Annotated in this window: 16 protein-coding genes; 10 read left to right on the top strand and 6 right to left on the bottom strand. The window is 53.0% G+C overall.

Annotated features, from left to right (window positions below; genetic code table 11):
- Nucleotides 1–100: 100 nt before the first annotated feature.
- The 3 genes from SH668x_RS18740 (at nt 101) to SH668x_RS18730 (ending at nt 2,928) form a co-directional block, all read left to right on the top strand.
- Nucleotides 101–985, top strand: a complete 885-nt coding sequence (locus SH668x_RS18740; protein ID WP_437186592.1) for a hypothetical protein — start codon at nt 101–103, stop codon at nt 983–985.
- Between the two features lie 181 nt (nt 986–1,166).
- A complete protein-coding gene (locus SH668x_RS18735) occupies nt 1,167–2,126 on the top strand; it encodes an aldose 1-epimerase (RefSeq protein ID WP_437186591.1) in 960 nt (319 codons plus the stop codon).
- Between the two features lie 76 nt (nt 2,127–2,202).
- Nucleotides 2,203–2,928: a DUF1559 family PulG-like putative transporter gene (locus SH668x_RS18730; protein ID WP_437186590.1), complete on the top strand. Its 726-nt coding sequence runs from the start codon at nt 2,203–2,205 to the stop codon at nt 2,926–2,928.
- Between the two features lie 86 nt (nt 2,929–3,014).
- Here SH668x_RS18730 and SH668x_RS18725 read toward each other — a convergent pair whose 3' ends face one another.
- Nucleotides 3,015–5,969 (bottom strand): MMPL family transporter, encoded by a 2,955-nt coding sequence (locus SH668x_RS18725; protein ID WP_437186589.1) that lies wholly within the window; start codon nt 5,967–5,969, stop codon nt 3,015–3,017.
- A gap of 154 nt (nt 5,970–6,123) precedes the next feature.
- Nucleotides 6,124–6,465 (bottom strand): hypothetical protein, encoded by a 342-nt coding sequence (locus tag SH668x_RS18720; RefSeq protein WP_437186588.1) that lies wholly within the window; start codon nt 6,463–6,465, stop codon nt 6,124–6,126.
- Between the two features lie 233 nt (nt 6,466–6,698).
- Between SH668x_RS18720 and SH668x_RS18715 the strand changes: the two genes are divergently transcribed.
- The 6 genes from SH668x_RS18715 (at nt 6,699) to SH668x_RS18690 (ending at nt 11,368) form a co-directional block, all read left to right on the top strand.
- The gene (locus tag SH668x_RS18715) at nt 6,699–7,784 is read left to right on the top strand and encodes a vWA domain-containing protein (RefSeq protein WP_437186587.1); all 1,086 of its coding nucleotides are present in this window, start codon (nt 6,699–6,701) and stop codon (nt 7,782–7,784) included.
- 102 nt (nt 7,785–7,886) lie between these two features.
- Nucleotides 7,887–8,471, top strand: coding sequence for a signal peptidase II (gene lspA, locus SH668x_RS18710; protein WP_437186586.1), 585 nt, complete (start codon nt 7,887–7,889; stop codon nt 8,469–8,471).
- A gap of 102 nt (nt 8,472–8,573) precedes the next feature.
- Nucleotides 8,574–9,638: a hypothetical protein gene (locus SH668x_RS18705; RefSeq protein ID WP_437186585.1), complete on the top strand. Its 1,065-nt coding sequence runs from the start codon at nt 8,574–8,576 to the stop codon at nt 9,636–9,638.
- Between the two features lie 23 nt (nt 9,639–9,661).
- Nucleotides 9,662–10,462, top strand: a complete 801-nt coding sequence (locus tag SH668x_RS18700) for a MotA/TolQ/ExbB proton channel family protein (RefSeq protein WP_437186584.1) — start codon at nt 9,662–9,664, stop codon at nt 10,460–10,462.
- A gap of 9 nt (nt 10,463–10,471) precedes the next feature.
- Nucleotides 10,472–10,885: an ExbD/TolR family protein gene (locus tag SH668x_RS18695; RefSeq protein ID WP_437186583.1), complete on the top strand. Its 414-nt coding sequence runs from the start codon at nt 10,472–10,474 to the stop codon at nt 10,883–10,885.
- 39 nt (nt 10,886–10,924) lie between these two features.
- Entirely contained in the window at nt 10,925–11,368 is a 444-nt protein-coding gene (locus SH668x_RS18690; protein WP_437186582.1) for an ExbD/TolR family protein, read from the top strand.
- Between the two features lie 60 nt (nt 11,369–11,428).
- On the opposite strand, the gene SH668x_RS18685 is transcribed toward SH668x_RS18690, so the two are convergent.
- The 4 genes from SH668x_RS18685 to SH668x_RS18670 form a co-directional block, all read right to left on the bottom strand.
- Entirely contained in the window at nt 11,429–12,622 is a 1,194-nt protein-coding gene (locus SH668x_RS18685; protein WP_437186581.1) for an amidohydrolase family protein, read from the bottom strand.
- Entirely contained in the window at nt 12,619–17,229 is a 4,611-nt protein-coding gene (locus SH668x_RS18680; RefSeq protein WP_437186580.1) for an outer membrane protein assembly factor BamB family protein, read from the bottom strand. Before SH668x_RS18680 ends, SH668x_RS18685 begins: the two co-directional genes overlap by 4 nt.
- Before the next feature lie 321 nt (nt 17,230–17,550).
- Nucleotides 17,551–18,195 carry a bifunctional 4-hydroxy-2-oxoglutarate aldolase/2-dehydro-3-deoxy-phosphogluconate aldolase gene (locus SH668x_RS18675; RefSeq protein ID WP_437186579.1) on the bottom strand — a complete coding sequence of 215 codons (645 nt, stop codon included), beginning with the start codon at nt 18,193–18,195 and terminating at the stop codon, nt 17,551–17,553.
- A 255-nt stretch (nt 18,196–18,450) separates the two neighbouring features.
- The gene (locus SH668x_RS18670; protein WP_437186578.1) at nt 18,451–18,936 is read right to left on the bottom strand and encodes a hypothetical protein; all 486 of its coding nucleotides are present in this window, start codon (nt 18,934–18,936) and stop codon (nt 18,451–18,453) included.
- A 536-nt stretch (nt 18,937–19,472) separates the two neighbouring features.
- Between SH668x_RS18670 and SH668x_RS18665 the strand changes: the two genes are divergently transcribed.
- On the top strand, nt 19,473–20,510 hold the full coding sequence (locus SH668x_RS18665) for a vWA domain-containing protein (protein WP_437186577.1): 1,038 nt from the start codon (nt 19,473–19,475) through the stop codon (nt 20,508–20,510).
- Nucleotides 20,511–20,528: the final 18 nt, after the last annotated feature.

Raw genomic sequence — 20,528 nt, 5'->3', positions numbered from 1 at the left:
CAGTTTCGGCCTCGACCGGTAGAGATGTCTTCGTCTCCGACTGGAGAGGGAAGTCCCAAGGATGGGCCCTCGGAACAGCAGTTTCACATGGAAGGTATTTGTGCCGATGTTGCGAAACCTGACTTTAACCAGTCGAGCGTCAGCCTGGTTGCTTGTCTGCGGTCTCAGCTTATCGAGTTGGGCACAGGCGCAAGATCAACGTCCTGCTCCGCAAGTTCAGCGCCTGCCAGATCAGAACGTGCAGGTAGGGCTCTCTCCCGAACTCACCAAGATTCTGGAAACCTGGGAAATACAATCCGCCAAAGTGACACGCAGTAAAGGCGAGTTCAAGCGGATCATGTACGATCAGGCGTTTCAGGTCGCGAAATGCTCAACCGGGAAGTACTGGTTCGAAGGTCCCGATAAGGGCCGAATGGATTTTGCACCGAACAAAGATGTCGAAGGGCAGAAGCTCAAAAGAGCCGATGTCGAATACGTGTGTCAGCCAGATGAGCTGCGATCCTGGATCTGTAACGGGGAAGTCATCCGCGACATCGACATCGCGAAGAAGGAATACCATCAGATTCAGATCCCTACACAGTTTCAGGGACAGAATATCTCTGACGGTCCACTCCCGTTTTTGTTCGGGATGAATTCGAAGAAGATGCAGCAACGATACCTGCTCGAACTCGGCTCACTTCATGACCCGAAGAAACTGATTCACATTGTGGCATACCCCAAGATGCCCGCTGAGCAACGTGAATACCGGGTTGCAGAAGTTTTGCTCAACCCAGAGACCTATCTGCCTCAGGCTGTCCAGTTGATGGACCCGACCGGAAACAAACAGACGGTCTACATGTTTACAAAACACGACAAGGTGATTGGCCCTTGGTTGCCAACAGCGCCTTGGAACCCTGCACTGATTTCTTACACAAGAATTCTGGATCAGCAGTCGGATGCGTCCCCGCAGCAGAATGCCCGCGAGAACTCGATCATCCTACGGTAGTCCCTTCAAGTCGGAACCACTGGCCTTTCGGACTCAAATTGCTTGTGAGTCTGGTGGTTTGAGAAGATAGGGAGATTATGGGAGGTTGTTTCGAGCCTCCCTGCTTAACTTGGTCTGATCTACCGAGTCGCCGTCGTCTCCCACTGCCGGTTTTTGCAGTTGCTGATAGAATGCGATCACTATGATCAAAGCGATTCGCATTACAGATCCAGAGAGCGGTGCCTCAGCGAGTATTGCCCCACAATTGGGGTTCAATTGCTTCGAATTCAAAGCGGTCATCAATCGCAAAAAGATCTCGGTGATCGACTCGCCTGTGGACGTGAAAACGGGGAATGCTTCGCCGAATAGCTTCGGGATCCCCCTGCTCTTCCCATATCCCAATCGCATCCGGGATGGAAAGTTCGCTTGGGAGGAAGTGGAATACGAACTTCCAATCACGACAGATCCCAAGAACGCCATTCATGGACTCTGCCTGGATCGCCCGTGGCGGGTGATTGAAAAGACCAAGCAATCGGTCACAGGGCAGTTTCACCTTTCCGTCGACGCTCCTGACCGTCTCTCTTGCTGGCCAGCGGATTTCATTATCGATGTTCGCTATCGCGTCGCAGAGAACCGTTTGGAAACACAGTTTCGGATTACCAACCCGGATACGAAGCCGCTTCCCTGGGGACTGGGGACGCACGCTTATTTTCGGCTTCCGTTTGGTGAGCAGAGCGCTCCGACAGACTGTCTGGCCACAGCCCTGGTGAGCGAAGAATGGGAACTTGTCGACTACCTGCCGACAGGTCGCCGACTCCCTGTCGAAAATCAGGCTCCGATTCGCAATGGGGCCCGCTATGGCGTCGAGCGGTTCGACAATGTCTACACCGGTTGGCATTCCGACGGCGGAACTGTCAGAACGTCCATCATCGATGAGAAAGCGGGAATCGAGCTGAGTCAGGTTTGTGACGCGGAGCACTTCCGGGAAATGGTGGTGTATACCCCGAACGATCGTCACGCGATTTGTATGGAACCGTACACATGCGTTACGGATGCGATCAACCTGAAAAGTCGGGACTGCAGCGAAGGGTTAAAGGTCTTGCCTCCGGGGAAGATTGCTCAAACATGGTGTGCGCTGCAGGTCAGTCCCGTATACGCCTGATTTCCGAAATCTGCGAACAGGACCATGTCCATCGTAACGGTTCGCGATGAGACGCTCGTGAGACTAGAATTGGGAGATGCACGCTCCCTCTCTCCCTCCGACGACTGACGATCAATCACCCGCCCCGCGCTCATCTGGATGGGGTTGGGTCATCTTGGTTTCGTTAATCGCGTTGACTGTTGCTCCCATTGTCGCGTACGTCTGGGGGCAGAAAGTGGAAGAGAAGATCCGCTGGACCACCCGCGAACAATTGATCACGATCGGTCAAGCGTTACGTCAGTATCATGAGGACTACAATTCACTGCCGCCGGCGTTCGTTTCGAATGAGTCGGGGACTCGGATGCATAGCTGGCGTGTTCTGATTCTTCCATATCTCGGAGAAAATGAGCTCTATCAAGAGTACGACTTCGCGCAGCCTTGGAACAGCGATTCCAATTCCAAACTGATCGACAAGATTCCAAAAAGCTTCCGGCATCCTCGCCCTGGGAAAAGAGTGGGGGCGACACAAACTCTGGCAATCGTTGGAGACAAAGGGGCTTGGCCCGGAACGACACCTCTACAATACGAACAGGTGACCAATACGCTGTCCAACACGATTTCGATCGTCGCTGACCCGGAGTCTGATGTGGTCTGGACGAGCCCGGATGATGTGAGTTTCGAAGAGGTTGCTGGCTGGATCTCGGAATCAAGTCGCGGAACAAGAACGACGCAGTACTTGATGCTCGATGGATCTGTACGGGTCTTTGGGAGAGGAATTCCACGGGGTCAGGTGGAGAAACTCCTGAGCATCTCTTCCCCATGACAAGTCGCTTGCAGTGATCCGTTCGAGAGGAACGGGTCGACGTCTATCGATTCGTTGGAAGCGAACGAATTTGGATCTGGTTGTCGTTACGCTGCGTTTCGGGTCTGGATCATCGGAACGACAATCTGAACTTCCGAATTGGCATTGGAATCGTCTTCCATCGAGTCGGGCTGATTGCGTTCTCGTTTCAGTGAGACCCATTTCAGCAATGCTGGAAGCATGATCAGCGACACGAACAGGCAGGTTGTCACTCCCAGTGTGAGCACGATGCTCAGGGAGACAAGCCCTTGGTGAGACGCGATGAGCATACTTCCGAATCCGACGATGGAAGTCGTCGTGGTGAGCGATACGGCATTAATCGTACTCGGCCCTACGAGATATTTCCCTTTCTGGGATCTGTAATCGTGGATCACCAGAACCCCTTCATCGACGCCGATTCCCATGATCAGGGGGAGAACAATCAGGTTCGCAGGATTCAGCTCCAATCCTGCAATTCCCATGATGCCAAAGACCAGCAGGAGTCCCAGTGCAGGAGGAAGCATTGCGACAAACGTATTCCTGACGCTGGCGTGATCGAAGATGGCGGCCACGCAGAAGGTGATCAGGACGTACATCCCCACCATCCACATCGGCTTGAGTTCGACTCCGGAATCGCGTGCGAGAATGAACCACAATCCGACTGCGACCAACGGAGATAATAAGGAGATAATCATCGGGCCGGGATCGAGGCTGTCGATCAGTAAGACGAGTAAAATTGCAGCCAGTGCGTACATGGAGGCGACCATATAGCCCTCCTGCATCTGGCCGGCAGCTTCATAGTTCTGGAGTGGGGTTCCAGTGACTTCCGCGTCAACCGAGCGAACATCCTCCACGAATTTGCGGAGTGGTGTTTCGTCCCAGATCTGCGAGTTTGGATAAACGCGAACGAGCCATTCCCCCGTTTTAGAAACGAACCGGGAGCGGAATGCTTCCGGGAAATCCGCCGGGGAGACGGGTTCGGGGTTTGAGATCGAAGCGAGCATCTGGAATTGTCTGTACAGCGACATGACAAGTCCTTGCTGATACCCACCAAAGATCTGCATTTGCTGCTCGAGCGATAGCTGCTCAATAGCATTCAGAATGTTATCGAGAGTCCCCGCTGCGACTTGTGAAGAGGGGTCTGGAAGGACTTTTAATGATTCATATAGAGCTTCTAATCCTTGTCCGAGTGTCAGCGGATTCAGTTGAGGAAGCTCTCTGGGGAGATCCGTCAGGCGGCTGAGGCGGGCATTGATGGCCTGAACGAGCAGCCCGGTTTCCGATGCGGGATAAGCGGGCATATACGTCGCGAGATCTTCGACACGCGATACCGTCGGCAGAGCGAGGAATTTCTCTTTCAGCAGTCGAACATTGTCCGGGGAATCCGCAATTGAGACTGCAAAGAGAAGTGAGCCATTGGCTTCGGCGAAGATGCGTTCCTGCAGATCAACGGCTTCGAGCCCTTTGGCCTGCAGGTTCAGCAGGTTGTAGTCATATTTGACTCGGGATTGCAGCGATCCATCTTTCCAGATGAATGCCTGTGACCCGATCCCGACCACAATTGCCAGGCAGATGCATGTGACGACTCGCGGATATCGGTTGATCACATTTCGCAGCATGACTCCCGTGAACGGGCTGGGAATCTTTGAAGGGGTAATCTTGGCGTCGATCAATGTCAGCATGGCTGGCAGAACGATCAGCGTTGAAACTGCGCAGAGGATGATGCCGCCACCGGCGATGATTCCCAGTTCAGCGACACCCAGAAAGTTTGTGAACGAGGCGCAAAAGAAGGAAAGAGACGTTGAGATTGCAGCTGTAATAATTCCCGTGCCGACTTCATCGACAGAAAGAAGGATTGCCTCCTGCAGCCCGTATCCTTCTCGTCGAAGTTCGACGTACCGAGAGAGATAGTGCATGGAATAGTCTCCCCCGAGTCCAATCAGAATGGCTGCGAAGGACACAGAGAGAATATTCAGGTGGCCGACACTCAGGGTGATGTATCCAGCGGTCCATGCGAAGCCGATGCCGAGCATCGCCATCCCCACAAACGGGTGACGAAATCCGCGGAATCCGAAGAGCATGATTAATGCGACGCCAATTGTCGAAATCACAGAGGCAATCGTCATGTCCCATTGAGAACGGGCCATTTCTTCCGCTTCGAGGACCGGAATTCCAGTCGCGCCGATGCGAAGTTCGGGGAATTGCTGACGGCTTTCGTTGACGATTTCGTCGAGAGCTTTCAGTGACGCAGAATTTCCGGAGAAGTTGTCAGCCCCGGATCGAGGAAGAGCGAGGACAAACCCCATCTTTCCACTCGGAGTGAGTTGGTAATGCGCCTGCATCTTCTCGCGATCGGGGAAGGCATTCGCGGAGATCACTTCTGGCCAAGGTGAGGTGAACGAGTTGGGGTCGTGTAAAAAGTTAGACAGGCTATGCACGAGTGCACGGGCTTGCGAAACCGCACCTGCATGTTCTGTTTCGGACCCATTGGCATGGGTGACGTTAATGTAGTCCGCAAGGCGTCGGCAATACGATTCGAGTCCTGCGCGATTCCAATGACCGGCGAGAATTGGACCGTACATTTCCAGTCGCTGGTTTGCTTTTTCAAGTTCAACAGGACTCAGATATTGAAGTCCCCGGGATTGCAGTCCACTGGGGTCGACTTTGTAGAGAACTCGAGTAAAGAGGTCGGGCTCAGATTCAAGACGTTGTCCCAGCCAATCCATGGCTGGCTGAATCACTTCTTCTCGATCCCCTTCGACAACAACGACAATGTCCGAGTCGTCACCGAACAGATTCTTGAAGTTGTGCCATCGTTGGTGGAAGTCGGCACCGGAATCGATGAGATCGGCGCGGTCTGTTTTGAACGTGAGAAATCTGGCGGTGAAGCCGACGCTGACCAGACCGAGAATAAGAGAGAATGTAATCGTCGCGACGGGGCGTCGTATGACTGCCACAGTCAGATTATGAATGAGACGCCGAAGCAGTCCCTTCTCTTCATTGTGGCCAGGCGTCCGTTCCATGAAAGGTCTTCTTGTCCTCATCCTGAGGACCGCTCAATCGAATTGGGTTGAGAACCATTGATTTGATGGTAACTCAGTTCTTCCGTCCGTCTCAAGGGAGAAACGGGTTGAATCGACGGAATTCCATGTCGCGTCGATTGATGGAGAAATTCATTCAGTTAATGCGTGGGGCAAATCGACCGCAATCGAATTCGTGTAGTGTATCAACAAGAATTCCTTTGCGCTCCTCTTCGCTGAAGCCGCCCCCGACCCCCATAACGATGCATCCCATGACGACACAAGCGACTTCGACGACTCGCAGCGGGAGGCGAAACTCACGCATGTCTGCAAACAACTCCCCTTCGGTGCAGACTTCTCCGAACTTGATTCCCTGATAAAGCAACTCCAATCCCTGCATGTCCGGGCTCCAATCGTAATCGAACGGGCCGTACTCACGTCGTCTGTGGGTGATCCAGAACTGCGTCTGGTCAAATCGGATTCCGTGTGTTGGGATCATGCTGCTTCCATTTGAGGTGTTGGAGCATAAAAGATCTGCGGGGGCGGTGGAAGAACTCCTTTTTGTGAACGCGCCTGAGCGATTGGAAATCGGCAATATTTCACAGTCGCCTCTTTCTCTCGGAAGTTCCCATTTAATTTATTCTTCCCTTTCTTCGTGTTTTGTTTGTCCTGTTCCCTCGTATTGACCCTGATTTCTAGTGCCGGATAGACTTGGGAAAAGGAACTACATTCATGTCTTCGTCCCCTGCGCCTCACTTGCCGACGCAGCAAACCGCTCTAGTCAATTCCGCGCCAAGCTGGCTGCTCATTCCGACCTGGATGGGGTCGATCGTCTTTCATGTTTTTTTGGCGGTCTTGATTGTCATTCTGTCGCAGCTTCCCAGTTGTCGTGCGAAGGTAAAAGGGGAGAGTGGAGAACCGTTTCGGTCCGTCGGGATCCGGCAGATCGCTGGCGGCGGCGATTCGGGAAATCAGGGGGGTGAGAATTCCGGTTCGGAAGTCGCGTCGGATTCGTCAAACCGGCAGAACTCCATTGCTGAGATTACTCCGCAGCCTGATCTCTCACTGACCCCACCTGTTCCGCTCAGTTTGCCCGATGTGTCTCAGCCCAGAGCCGTGATCGGGACAGGACCGTCCATCGGATCTCAAGACGTTTTAATGAACAGCCTTGTACGCCCTTCTCTTCCCGGGAATGGAAGTGTCAGTGGAGGACGTGGGGGCGGTCAGTCTGGAACTGGAGGACCCGACAAGGGAATTGGAACGGGCGGTGGAACTCGCTTTCACGGAATTGAAGCGGTCGGCAAGAAGTTCGTTTATGTGATCGATCGCTCCTTCAGCATGGCGGAACAGCGTGCATTGGACGCTGCCAAGCTGGAATTACTCGCAAGCCTGCAACTGCTCACATCTGACCAGTATTTTCAGGTCATTTTTTATAATAACGAGCACGTGGTGCTGAACACCCGGCGAGGGAAATACGACGTCTTCCGCGGGACAGACCCTCAACGGCTACTCGTCAGTGATCAATTGAGGGAGGTGACGCCGGCTGGCGGAACGAATCATCTTCCCGCGATTCTGGAAGCACTGAAGTTCAATCCAGACGTTGTTTATGTGTTGACCGATGGAACGACTGACAATGCACTGAGCGCTGCTGACCTGGCGCAGATTCGTAAAGAAAATCGCAGCAAAGCGTCCATCCACTGCATTCAGTTTGGCAGAGGAGCTGAACCGAAGCTTGTTGGGTCCGCAAATTTTCTTAGAACGCTTTCAGAGCAAAATTCTGGGAAGTATGTGTACCGGGATCTGAAAGCGGGCTTTTGAGAATCACTCGATTCACTGTATCCTAGTCGGTTGAGGCAGCTTCCTTAGAGGGTGTCCGCCAGTAAATCGCAACAGTTTGAGACCAGCAGGAACCCCGATTTCATGTCAGGCGCGACTACCAAAGATCTTTCGTTTGCATCGCGTATTGCGTGGCTGCTGGGACTGTCACTTGTTGGCGTCGGTCTTGATCAGGTCAGCAAGTTCTACGCGATTCGCTATTTGAAGCCGATTCAGGACCATCCCCCCTGGTCCTATCTCGGAGACATTTTCCGCATTCAGTACGCGGAGAATCATGGAGCGTTTCTGAGTTTGTTTTCCAATTTCCCAGACGAAGCACGGTTTGTCATCCTGACTGTATTGAACGGGTTGGTACTTCTGGGGCTTGCGGCTTATCTGCTCGCTGGAAGATCTGTGAACTTTGCAACTTTTCTCCCCCTTGCCCTCATCGTCGTGGGAGGAGTCGGGAATCTGATTGACCGAATCCGTTTTGGTTACGTTGTCGATTTTCTGAATCTCGGGATTGGCGGCGTTCGCACCGGGATTTTCAACATTGCGGATATGGCAATCACGGGGGGATTCATCCTGATGGCCATTCCGTTAATCTTTGGCGAACGATCCAAAGTACCGGGGAAAACACAACAGACTGATCCCGGGACGACAAGTTCTCAACCGACCACAGTCGAGTGAGCCAGCACGTTACAGCGCCGGTGACATTGCGTATTCGATGGAATCGTACCCGGTAGCCGCTGTGCAGGGGAATTAAATCACTAGTAAACAGCTTCGAGCAGAATGAAGATGCAGACTGCTGCTCCCCAACTTGCACTGTCGATGCAGAGAGGTCGCTTCTGGCGGTTCTTTGCACAGCTTGTGCCGTTGTTCATTGCTTCACTTTGCGTGGCTGAGGATCGCGTTACTTACATCCCCGAAGGAGCATCTGGACCTGTCATCATCGTCGGGGAAGTTGTCGACTACACCGGCCGCGACCTGATCTTTCGTAGCACAACGGGATCACAACGTCTCGCATCTTCGGTCATCTCTGGAATCGAGACGAAGTATGTTCCTGCACATCAGCGGGGACTGGAAGAGTTTCAGGAAGGAAAGACGACGGAAGCAATTGTCAGTTTTCAGGAAGCCCTCAAAGTCGAACCGAGACAATGGGTTCAGCGCGAGATTCTGGCGATGCTCGTGAAGTGCTTTCTGCGGCAAGACGATTTGAGCAGTGCCCTGCAGAGCTTTCGAGAAATTGCCATCAGCGATCCTCTGACGAGACATTGGGGCATTGCTCCCTTGGTTTGGGCGCCGCAGACGGTGAGTGATCGCATTCGTCAGGAGATGATTCCGTGGTTGAAATCGGAACGTCAAGTTGAACGAATGCTGGGGGCGAGTCTTCTCCTCTTTGATCCGACGTACCAACGGGAAGCAGAGTCAAATTTGGCGCTGCTGTCCCGTGATGTGAATCCAGTGTTGTCGGCTTATGGCAAGACACAGCTATGGCGTCTTCAGATCGCGAAACGGGATGCCGATCCGCTCAGTATGGAGTCGTGGCGGAAAGAGATTCAATTGATGCGCCCTGAATTACGAAGCGGTCCACAATATCTCCTTTCTTGTGCGTATGAAGTTCAGGGGGATCATCGACGGTCGGCAGCTGAAGGGTTATGGCTCCCGTATGTCTATCCAGAGCATGAAGTGCTCGCGGCGCGGGCCATGGGGGACGCGATTGGCTCGCTCAAACGCACTGGATTGACGAGTGAAGCATCCACGCTTCAACTTGAACTTCTCAATCGATATCCCTGGTCGCGGGAGGCATCACAGTTGCGTGGCGCATTGAAACAACAACCTTCTCCAAATGAGTGAACAGATCGCGTCGGGAGACTTCGTTGCAATCGAAATTATTTTGGACCGTCCGAATCACAGCGATCCTATTCTTCGTCCTCATCAGTGGTTCGATGTTGATCGCTGCTGAGGCCCCAGAAGTGGTTCACGACCCCGTCTTTAAGGATGGACAACTCAATCCCGGCGGATTGTTAAGAGCCGGCGGGTTGATCGGCTATGTGATCATCGCGTTGAGCATTGCCTTGGTGGCGGCTGTGATCGAACACCTCATCACAATTCGCCGTGATGCCATCATGCCGCGAGGAGTCGCTGAGGAACTCAATAAAATGATCTCCGGCGGCCAATTGCAGCAAGCTGAACTTCTGTGTAAGCAGAATCCGAACTATTTGACCGCGGTGATTCAGGCAGGATTGAAAGATTCCGCGTTCGGCTATGAATCGATGGAAAAGGCGATGGAAGATACCGCTGTCGAGCAGTCAGCGAGACTTCTGCGAAAGATCGAATATCTGAGTCTGATTGGCGCTCTGGGCCCGTTGCTGGGATTGATGGGAACCGTCTGGGGGATGATTCGAGCCTTCGCAGAGTTCGCAGAGAAAGCCAATCCGAGTCCCGCCGACTTTGCTCCTGCGATTTCGGAAGCACTCGTGACGACGTTTTTCGGATTGTGCGTCGCCGTCCCGGCGTTGTTTGCTTACACGGTTTTTCGCAATAGAATCGATGAGTTTTCATCAGAGGTGGCATTGCTTTGTGAGTACATTGCTCAGCCGCTTCGCCGCTCACTTCGCGACCGCAGGAAGCAACAGCTGCCGACACCGGCTCCCTCTGCTCCTTCAGTGCATCCGTAAGGTGAGGTCATGCGACGACCAACATTCAGGCGGAAATCTGGATCAGAGCTGAACCTGACACCGCTCATCGATGTGGTGTTTAATCTGGTCATTTTCTTTCTGGTCGCGTCTCACTTTGCGGCTAGCGAGCCGAGCGATCCCGTATCGCTTCCATCCGCTTCCACGAATCGTGATGACATCCACGCCAGACGTTTGTCCATCACCGTCAAAGCGGATGGGACTTATGTTGTCGGAATGAAGTCTGTCGAGTTGAATGAAGTTGAGAGATTAATTGCGCAAGAGGCTGGAGAGGAACCGGAGCGATGTGCCGTTCGAATTCGAGGTGACCGGGACGCCGCTTACGCCTTTATCGAACCTGTGATGTTGGCCTGTGCCCGGAGCGGAATTCATAACTTCGGATTCAAGGTGATTCAGGAAGAATAGAATCGTTTCACTTGCCACTGCACATTCAAGCAAAAGATTATGCGTCGTCCACCGATCAGTACCCGTGACAATTCGCCGATTGCAATGACATCGATGATCGATGTTGTGTTTCTTTTGCTGATCTTCTTTGCAGTGACAGGTGGCTCCGGGATCAAAGAGATGCTGCTGCCTGCTGAGATTGCAACAACCGGCGCAGTCGAGTCGGCGGCCCCGCAAGCATCGGATGCTCCAGTTCCTGTCGATGTCTGGTTGAAGCTCTCGATCGGACCTGATCAACAAAAACTCGTTGTTGATATGAATGGCACGCAATATTCAGATCTCGATGAACTGAAAGGACAACTTCGTGCTCTGGCAGAGTTGGGGCCCGAGAATCCAATCGTCTTCGAGATCGCATCCGATGTGGCGCTGGGAGACTTGGTTGACATTTACGACACCTGTCTGGCTTCCGGGTTTGAGTCCATCAATTTCGCAGCCAAGAAGTGAAATTCGTAGCTGGAAATGCGGGTTCCCCATGAGGCTGTGCATTATGAAAAGGCTGAATTCTCACAACCAATTTCCAGCGAGCATCGTTCGACAGACGTCATTCTGGAACAGGAATTCTTCTGGCGCTGCGACCCCTTCCGGTGTGAGCGGGACGAGGCACAGATTCGCAATTTTTCCAACGTTGAGCTCGCCAATGCTTGAGTCCCCTAATGCCTGAGCAGCATTCACGGTGGCGAGCTTCAGGAGTTTCGAAGCACGCAAGTCTGCAAACTTCCCCTTCAGGAACTGCAACTCTTCCCAGATACTCAGATTGGGGTTGGACGACCGGCCATCGGTTCCGATCGCAACGTTGATTCCTCTGGAGATCATCCGTTGCCAAGGGTGTGCGCCTTCCTGCATCGCATCATGCGTTCGCGGGCAGTAGACGACCGACATATGAGGATGAGCGGCGAGGAACACCAGTTCTTCTTCGTCGAGTAAATTCCCGTGAACGACGATGGAGCGCGGAGCACGAGCTAGTTCTCTCAGGTAATCCAGTGGTCTTGAATTAAGTGGGATCTCTCCCGGAATCCATAAGTTCATTCGATCTAGAAGTGCGACGAGTTGACCGGTCCCGGATCGGAGCAGTTCGAGTTCAGCTGGCGATTCAGCGAGATGCATTGCGAGTGTCAGATTGTTCTGAACTGCGATGTTACAAACTCCCCGGAAGAGTGCCGGGTGCATGGAATAGGGGGAATGAGGACTCAGTCCAATTTTCGTGTGAGAAATATGCTCAGCCTGATTTAAGAACTCCTGCACACCGGCGAGTTGTTGGTCGACTCGATCACGGCTCAGGCCGAGGACTTCACGAAACAGGAATATGCTTGGAGACGTTTGGTTGAGACTGTAGTCAAATATCCAATCGGACGTTGCGATTTCAGCGATGCTGGTGGTTCCACGCTGCGCCGATTCGGCGACACCTAGCGAAACGGATTCCAGTGGTTGGAGATCCTGCGATCGACGTTGCGAGATGACGGCCTGAATCCAATCGGCAAATCGATGACGCGGCTCGATAGGAGCATTGAGATCGCTGAATTCCAGATGAGTGTGGGCGTTGATCAACCCTGGGATAATAGCGACGTCACCGAGGTCAGCGACTGGCTCTGTAGTATGGGATTGAATCGCAACAATCGTCTCATTGTCGACGGTAATGATCGCATTTCGAACAGGTGCCTCGTTGCCCGGGAAAAACCATCTCGCTCGAAATCGATTCAAGGTGTCCCCTCATCGCGAGTATCTGACTGAAGCAGGAAGCGTTCGTTGAACGTCCGAAGTTCAATGAACTTCTGAGCGGGGTTGATCTGCATGAAGGAGTATCCTCCGGACTCGCTGGGGCGCTCCCAATCGATCACTGGGGTTCCAGTCAGCTTGTCGATCGCCACGATTCGTAGCTGGTTGTAGTACTGATCTTCGCGTTCCATGGGAATGTCACCGACGAGGAGCAGCAACGGATTCTCTTCGAACTCATCCAGCAGAATATTGAAGGGCCATGATTTTGGAGCACCGTCAGGGTTGGGAGTTTCCACAGACGCCGTTTGATCTGGACCTTGAGCGGTTGCAGCCACCATTGGTGATTCATAGTTCCAGAGCAGATTGCCTCCTCGATCGAACGCAATGATGCGTCCCTGAAAACGGACAGCAGGCAGGCTGATATACGTCGAATCACCATTACCACGGTCTTGAAGGACGTAATAGCCTCGAGAATCGATCAGGACTCTCACTGGGCGATAAGTATTTGGGTCACCGGAATCCTGAAGAGTGCACAATTGTTGCTTTTCTCCAGTTGATGTGTTCATCAACCAGAGTTCCCTGAGAGGGTTGATCCAGAGAATGGACCGCTCATTTGGGATCGATAGCAAAGATTCTCTGGCAAACTGGCAGGTCCAAACAGGTGTGCCATCGCGGGTAATGCGTTGCAGTTGAGTGACAGTTTCTCCCTCAGCGGATTTTGTGCTGGACTGGAATGTCAGGAGATCATCCTGAATTGCAAACAACACTTTCACGTCGTTGTTTTGCTCCACAGGCGATGGAGTGACTTTTCCATCGAGCATTCGCTGGAATTCAGCTGTTTGGAGCGTTGTCAGCAGGAAGCTGTCCTGTCCGATCGCCTGTACTCGAAAACGCTCACGGGGAGTGGAGTCTCTCCACAGTTCTTCCCCTGTCAGCGGATCCAATGCGATGGTGTCTTTACAATGAAGATAGAGTGCGCGGGAACCGGGCGACAGAAGATAGCCATTTTGATTTTGGGGTCTGCTGCTCCTCTGGACCGCCATATTCCCCGGAACGAAATTAATGCCGTGCTCGTATGCCGGGTAAACTCCTGCGATGCGCGACAGTGCCCGTCCCTGAATGTCTGGCGTCCACGACCAGAGCATTTTCTGGTCTGGCCACCCGATGGCGTGGAGGACCCCGCAATGCATGACGAACGACAGCGAATCCTCATTCGTGACACCGGTGTTGTTGTTGAAGTCACTCGAACGAAATGACTTCAGCGGGAAGGACCCGACATAGTCCCCCGCAGGGAGCTTCTCGATTCGAATTCGTGGTGCATCCAAATCTTTCGTAAATTTAAGCTGCTTGAGTCCATGATATGCGGAGCCGACTGAGTAAATCGCAGATGAGGCGAATTCTGCGCCCGTGGAGTTGACTCGCTTGAGTCTCCATTTGTCAGCCCAGACTGCGGATGCTGACTGCTGCGTCGCGAGGGAAGTTTGCGCTACGCTGATACCTTGACTGGCGAGTTCATTTGAGAGTTCCCCGTTCTGAAGAGGACTCGAAGGGAGTCTGCTGAGTTGTTCCCAGGATTCCAACGCATCCTGATGCCAACCGATCTCTGCCTGTTTACTTGCAAGAGTGAAGAGAGCTTGTGACTTCAACGCCGGATCTGGGGACTCGATCACGCGATTCAATCTGAGTAGGCCCGCTGCAATCTTGTGATCAGCGAGGCTTTGGACTGCCAATTCATACTCGAGTTTTTGACCACAGAGATGAAATCCTAATGATCTCGCCCAGCGGTCTTTCATGACGGGGTCGCGATCGAACTTCACCCTGCGAGCGGTGATCTGTTCTTCCAGCAGGCGATCAAGAACCGCGTGTGCATTGGCCTCAAACAGGTCATCAAGCCGGCCACCCACCCAACTATCAATACGTAGTATTCGTGAGTCTTCCTTGACCTGATCATTGGGGGGGAATTGTTCCAAGATGTCGAGGTAAGCGACGAGTGCGCCGGAAACGTCATCGACTTGATACAGGAAATCGGCTCGAATTCGCTGGTAGTTCCGTTGATGAGCGTCCGTTTCGACGAGCTTCTGCAACTCAGTTAAAGAACGGGCAGCCGTTTCTGGATCATTTTTGATCTTCTGTGTGAGCATCTCTCGCTGCAGTTCGCGCGCATCGTTGAGGAGAGACTTCGAGAGCCTGGGGATCGTCGCGATCTGTTCCAGCAACGCAGACAACTGCTCGAAATTTCGAGACGCAAGCAGTGCGCGTGCTTCTCGGAGTCGAGTCCTTGCCACCAACTCCGGTTCTCGGGATGGGTCCAAAGATGGAGCGTCAAGCCGGAACACAGCGATCTGGTCGTACGATACCGAGATTAACGTCCCCTGAGTCTGTGTTAGATTTCCAAGAGGTGCGTTTACAGCAGGTAGCACGAGCTGAACGTCATCTGTCGTTCCTTCGGCTCGTTGGGTACGGAGTTCAAGCTGCAGTAGCGTCTCGTCAACGAGCGGAACAAATAGCTTGTTGTTTGCGATCAGTCCCCGCCCGGACGGCATTTTTGCGATTGGAACCGTCCAAATCGACTCTCCATTGCGATGAATGTCTCTCGCTAGAATTCTGCTGTTTCCCACCATAATGGCGAGATCGTTCCAGATTCCCGCGAGGTAAAGATCCTGCTCTCCCGCGATGTCTCCTTTCGATTGTTCCCAGATCTTCTCACCTGTCAGCAGGTCCAGGCAGTAAAGCATGGGGACGTTCACACCGAATTCGTCCGGTAATTCGGGAGGTGTGACGATGACTCGATTTCCAGAGACGAGAGCGATGCTCTTGTCCCAGCGTCGGTTCAGCTCTTGCAATGTCTGTACGGAATACCCACCGCGAAACTGCTGGTTCTCCATCTGCCGCGGTGAGTATCGGTTGGTCCATTTCAAGCGGTGCGTCAGGAGATCGACTGCCATGATCCACCCGCAGCCAGTTGTGCAGAGAATCGTCCCGTCGGCTATTACTGGCTGGCAGGCCCACTGGCGTCGAACAAGATCTTCACGAATGGATTGTCCCGCCTCGACGAGCGCTTGTGACCAGAGCAGTTCCCCCGTCTGAGCCGAAAGACACAGCAGCGAGACTTCCCCCTTGCGTTCTCCGATGACATACAGTTCATTTTCGAATGGAGTCGGAGCGCCGAAAAAGTACGTCCCGGCCAATTGCCTTGAAAACTGTTTTTCAATCTCAGGGCCACCGACTCGCCAGTGAATTCTCCCTGTCTCAAGGTCGAATGCTGTCAACTCATTGGTTTCCCACGGGGGGCTCGCTGCTGAATCGTCTGATCGCATTTGCCAGACTTGCAGCGGGACCGTGAGGACAGCGTCGCTCGATGTTTCGACGGCATACAGCCTGAGTCCATCGCTGGTCAACGAACCAAACACTTCGTCGCGGTACAGGAGACTGGCAAGCTGGTGCTGTTCGAATAACGCTTCTTGCGAGATCTGAAACTCTTCAGAGAGACTCGAATTGAGGAGTTGAGGCGGAGTCAGTTGTTCCTCTGGACTTCGCTTCATCCGTCGTTCCCAGATCAGTCGACCGGTTTCTACATCCCGAACCTGAAGGCTGCGCAGCGATCGAAAGGCAATTTTGTTATGGATCGCCAATGGCTGAATCGAAGGAATGAGCGCTCGCCCTTGTTCGCGGAGGTCTGAAACAAGCGGACCGATTTTGCTTGCTACCGAGAATCGTTCCATCAGTGGTGACGACCAGATGGGAAGCAGTGATGGCTCTAACTTGCCAGGCAATTGTACGGAATCAGCGAGTGGAATGAACGATCTCTGGCTGTTCCTGCTTTCGTAGGAAGGGGATTTGAATGCCATGCGTGGAGGAAGTGTCAGCTGGCTGGAATGTGCTGCCACCAGCTTTTGTGCTTCCTCCAGACGGTCGGCTTGTACGAGATTCCAAAGAGCGCTTCGAAGAATCTCGTTTTTCTCTGATTCAGAAGAACCGGTCATGAGTCTCAAAAAGGCATCAGCGGCCGCTCCGAATTCCCCTTTGTCCTGCGATCGCTTTGCAAGAAGTTTCCAGGCGCTTTTTCCGGCCGGGGTGTTCGCATAGGTTGTCGCGACGTGCGACAGAAGGAGGTCATCCTGTTCCGCCATCGCCTGATCCAGTAACTGCTGCGCGGTGACTCCAAATCGGGTGATGTAGAATCGCAGCGCATCCGGAGGCAGATCCTGAAGCATCTTGTCGACAGAATTCTGAACCGAGTGAAAGGTCTGCCCTTCTCCAAACTGGAATGCGTCGTTTGGTTGATCCAGAAGAAACTGAAGGACGTCAACAGCATCCTTCCATTTCTCTTGCACAATCAGCTCTTTGGCCTGATTGAGGCGACGGTTGTCTTCTGGTCGCTGAGTAGGGCGGACATCCAGAGAGTCTTTCGATTCATTGGAACGCTGGAGTTCTTCCTGTTCCTGTCGAATGGCCCGGTCGATTCCATTCACAAGATCAGCGATCGGATTCGCTGGCGGTTCTGCGTCCTGAGCATGTAGTACGCTTGTATTCAGGCTGAGGCAAATCCCAAGAGCGATCAGTGTCAGTAATTGAAAAAACACTAAACGCATCACTCTTGTTCTCTCCGGTAATGCTGGAATTCTGTTCTCGATGAAAAAAGGGGCCGGGCTCATCCCCCACCATTGGTGAGTTTTGCCCTTTGACTGACTGATTCCCATCGAAAAGACATTCTCGCTTGAGACTGATCCGGCGTCAAAGCGAAGTCCAAAAAACAGAGGACAGTTCTTCAAAATACTGGCGATCTCGGGATCGCGGAGCGGGATCACGGAGATAGACGGATTCACAGAGACGATGGTTGATTGAAGTGAGAAAGACCTCGCCAGAACATCGTTCCAGCGAGGTCTTGTCGGGGTTCTCGGTTCAACCCAGGTTTATTTTCGGCACTCTTTCAGCTTGGCGACGTAAGCAGCGGCGAGTTGTTGAATTCGCTGCATGTCTCCGCGCGCCAACGCATCTTTTTCAACCAGCGAACTCCCCATGCCAACCGCACAGGCTCCCGCTTTGATGAACTCGGGGAGAGTGTCAAGGTTGACGCCACCCGTTGGCATGATGCGAATCTGGGGAAGCGGACCTTTCAGGGCCTTCAGGTGCGCGGGGCCTCCGATTTCACCGGGGAAGAGTTTGACGATCTCAGCACCTGCCTCCCAGGCAGTGAGAACTTCCGTGGGTGTGTATGCTCCTGCAAGGCATGGAACGTTGTATCGGCGGCAGAGCTTGATCACCTCTTCGCGAACGACAGGAGTGACGATGTACTCCGCGCCAGCGAGAATCGCAGCACGGGCTGTCTCTGGGTCGAGGACCGTTCCGGCACCCAACAGGATCTGGTCACCAAGTGCTGTTTTGATTTCGGTGAGAGTTTTAAGAACGTCGGGAATGGTGAAGGTGACTTCAATGACGTCAATGCCCCCTGCGATCAACGCTTTGGACACCTCCAGAAGTTGATCTCCGTTCTCTGCTCGGATGATGGCAACCAATCCGCGATCGAGGATTTTTTCGACAACATTCACCTGACCCATTGGAATTCTCGCTTTTGAAATGGAGTGAAAGTGGCAACATCCGCAGTTCTTAAGTTTCTGAAATCGTTTCAGTGATCGATTGCGAATGAAAAGTGAGTGGCATGAGACTCCCCTCACATCGAGAGAGAGCGATTTCGGTTGTGGTTGTGGTTGGATTTCGGACCCTGGTGGGAGTCAGCAGACGAATGAGAGTCGTCGATTGCGTCGGTGCAGCCTGGATCGCCACATGGTCTCTGACCATTCTTTCGATACTGGTCAGTTTGAACCTGCATATTGCTCGGCGAACTCAAGGATTCGCAAATCAATCGATTCTTTGTACGCGTCCAGATCAAGCTGGTTGAGCTGCTGGAATTGTTTGCGATTGACGACTTCACGGTTTCGCACGGTCCCTTTAACGCTCATCTCCAGAATTCCGATCGATCCAAACGGAGTGATGAGAACTTCCAGTCGGCTGTATCGGGATTCTGGTGGACGGCCGGGAACGAAATGCAGGTCGTCACGGGTGATTCGCCCGCCCCACCCCTCTTCGCTGACGACACTTTGGAACTTGAATCCGGGAATGTGGTCGACGAGTTTTTTCAGGCACAATTCAATGTGCTCGGAAAGTTCCAATCTGTAGCGGGAATGGAGAGCCCGCAACTCCTCCTGCGAGAGTTCGTGTTCGAGAGCTGCTCGTCCCCGGTCATCGCGAGCTTTCTCGCCTCGTTGCAGGGCTTTACGCAATCGATCTTCAAAGTTCATCGTGCTGGAAATCTGTGTGCAAGAGTACTAAATGCTGCGATTCAACTCGCAATTCTAGGAGCAGCGACCGCTTACGTGAAGAGTCGGTCAGTTTTAGCGGGACATCGATTCGAATACTCGATCGACCGTGGCGTCCCTACAGGAGCAGACGTCGGGGACGTCGAGAGGTTCCACCCGCCGAACGGCAGAAACGGGAGACTTCGCCCAACGCAGCGACATTGGTCTTGAGCACTTCGAATCGATGAATCGCTGAGTTGGTGTTGCTGTAAGTGACTATTTGGTGATTGTTTACGCGGAATGTGCGGTGGAGGCTTCAAGAGGTAGGCTGATTTTGGAGCAATTGGTGCTCTTTACCTAAAATCACTTTGCACCCGCATTTTCGTCGCAGTACCGTATTTGTCGGCGAGGAAGGATCTCGAAACTGCCGATTGAACAGGAGTGCCTTCCAGCAGAAAGTTGTTACGTTGTCTTTGTCTCCTCAAAACACTGAGACCTCGCCAGGCCTTTCCCGGTTCTCGCTGTTTTTGTTGACGCTGATGTGTTCCATTATTTTGCACCTCTCCGCACTGGCGCTGATGGCCGCGTTGGTTTTTCCGGTCGTTCAAACGAAATCTGTGGAAGCCATCTTCGCTTCGAACGACGTTGATACCGTTTTGGTGGATGCTGGAGGCGGCGGCGGAAGTGGGGGCGATCTCTCGCTCGATCTGTCAGGCGTGCTCACTGGAAGTGACGCGGACTCGTCAGAGACTCGCGAAGATGAGGTCGCTGCTGATCTGACTTCGACTGCGATGTCTTCTGACCTCCCGATGGCACTGGCCGCTTTGGAAACATCAGTCGCTTCGTTGGCTCCCGTGCAGTCTGCTTCGAACAGCAGCGGTCAGCAGTCAGCGGATTCCGGCGCAGGGGCTGGCAGCGGATCAGGCTCCGGGGGCGGAGTCGGTGCTGGCAAAGGGAGAGGCTACGGTAACGGAAAAGGAGAAGGAACGGGCGACTTCTTCGCGATTGATCACGAGGGGAAGAGTGCTGTTTTTGTCGTGGATGCTTCCCGAAGTATGGGGATGCCCTATCCAGGGCCCGCGATAAATCGGTTCAACAGAGTCAAGCTCGAGTTGCTCCACACCATCACTCAGATGACCGAGAACGAGCGATTCTTCATCATCTTTTTCAATGAGAACTCGCATCCGATGCCTGCTGATCGGCTGATGGAAGCTGACCCTGTCACCAAGCATCGCTATCTGACTTGGATGGCAAGGTTTCCCGCCGAAGGAAAAACAGACCCAGAAGTGTCACTCATGCAGGCGGTGAGCTTGAAGCCAGACGTCATCTACTTTCTGACGGATGGGGATATTCGGTTCGACATGATTCTGAACGTTACGAAAATGAATCAGGGTCGAGTTCCAATTCATACGATTGGCTTCGGTGATGATCGCGGAGAAAAGTTGATGAAGGAGCTCGCTGCGCGGAATCAGGGAACTTACAAGTTCATTGCTCCGGAGGAATGGGAGGGCGAAGATGTTGTTGTCGCGGAGGAGAATCCGAAGGGTCCAACCTCCGCATCGAAGAAAAAGAAATAGCATCAGGATCAGCGAATT

The organism is Planctomicrobium mucosum (assembly GCF_051466335.1).
GTDB lineage: Bacteria > Planctomycetota > Planctomycetia > Planctomycetales > Planctomycetaceae > Planctomicrobium.
This window is presented reverse-complemented; position numbering and strand designations above follow the sequence as displayed.

What these genes read in the sequence shown, in the direction of transcription:
- SH668x_RS18735 (WP_437186591.1), top strand. Translation starts at nt 1,167, where the DNA reads ATGATCAAAGCGATTCGCATTACAGATCCAGAGAGCGGTGCCTCAGCG.
- SH668x_RS18730 (WP_437186590.1), top strand. Translation starts at nt 2,203, where the DNA reads ATGCACGCTCCCTCTCTCCCTCCGACGACTGACGATCAATCACCCGCC.
- SH668x_RS18725 (WP_437186589.1), bottom strand. Translation starts at nt 5,969, where the DNA reads ATGGAACGGACGCCTGGCCACAATGAAGAGAAGGGACTGCTTCGGCGT.
- SH668x_RS18720 (WP_437186588.1), bottom strand. Translation starts at nt 6,465, where the DNA reads ATGATCCCAACACACGGAATCCGATTTGACCAGACGCAGTTCTGGATC.
- SH668x_RS18715 (WP_437186587.1), top strand. Translation starts at nt 6,699, where the DNA reads ATGTCTTCGTCCCCTGCGCCTCACTTGCCGACGCAGCAAACCGCTCTA.
- lspA (WP_437186586.1), top strand. Translation starts at nt 7,887, where the DNA reads ATGTCAGGCGCGACTACCAAAGATCTTTCGTTTGCATCGCGTATTGCG.
- SH668x_RS18705 (WP_437186585.1), top strand. Translation starts at nt 8,574, where the DNA reads ATGAAGATGCAGACTGCTGCTCCCCAACTTGCACTGTCGATGCAGAGA.
- SH668x_RS18695 (WP_437186583.1), top strand. Translation starts at nt 10,472, where the DNA reads ATGCGACGACCAACATTCAGGCGGAAATCTGGATCAGAGCTGAACCTG.
- SH668x_RS18690 (WP_437186582.1), top strand. Translation starts at nt 10,925, where the DNA reads ATGCGTCGTCCACCGATCAGTACCCGTGACAATTCGCCGATTGCAATG.
- SH668x_RS18680 (WP_437186580.1), bottom strand. Translation starts at nt 17,229, where the DNA reads ATGCGTTTAGTGTTTTTTCAATTACTGACACTGATCGCTCTTGGGATT.
- SH668x_RS18675 (WP_437186579.1), bottom strand. Translation starts at nt 18,195, where the DNA reads ATGGGTCAGGTGAATGTTGTCGAAAAAATCCTCGATCGCGGATTGGTT.
- SH668x_RS18670 (WP_437186578.1), bottom strand. Translation starts at nt 18,936, where the DNA reads ATGAACTTTGAAGATCGATTGCGTAAAGCCCTGCAACGAGGCGAGAAA.
- SH668x_RS18665 (WP_437186577.1), top strand. Translation starts at nt 19,473, where the DNA reads ATGTGTTCCATTATTTTGCACCTCTCCGCACTGGCGCTGATGGCCGCG.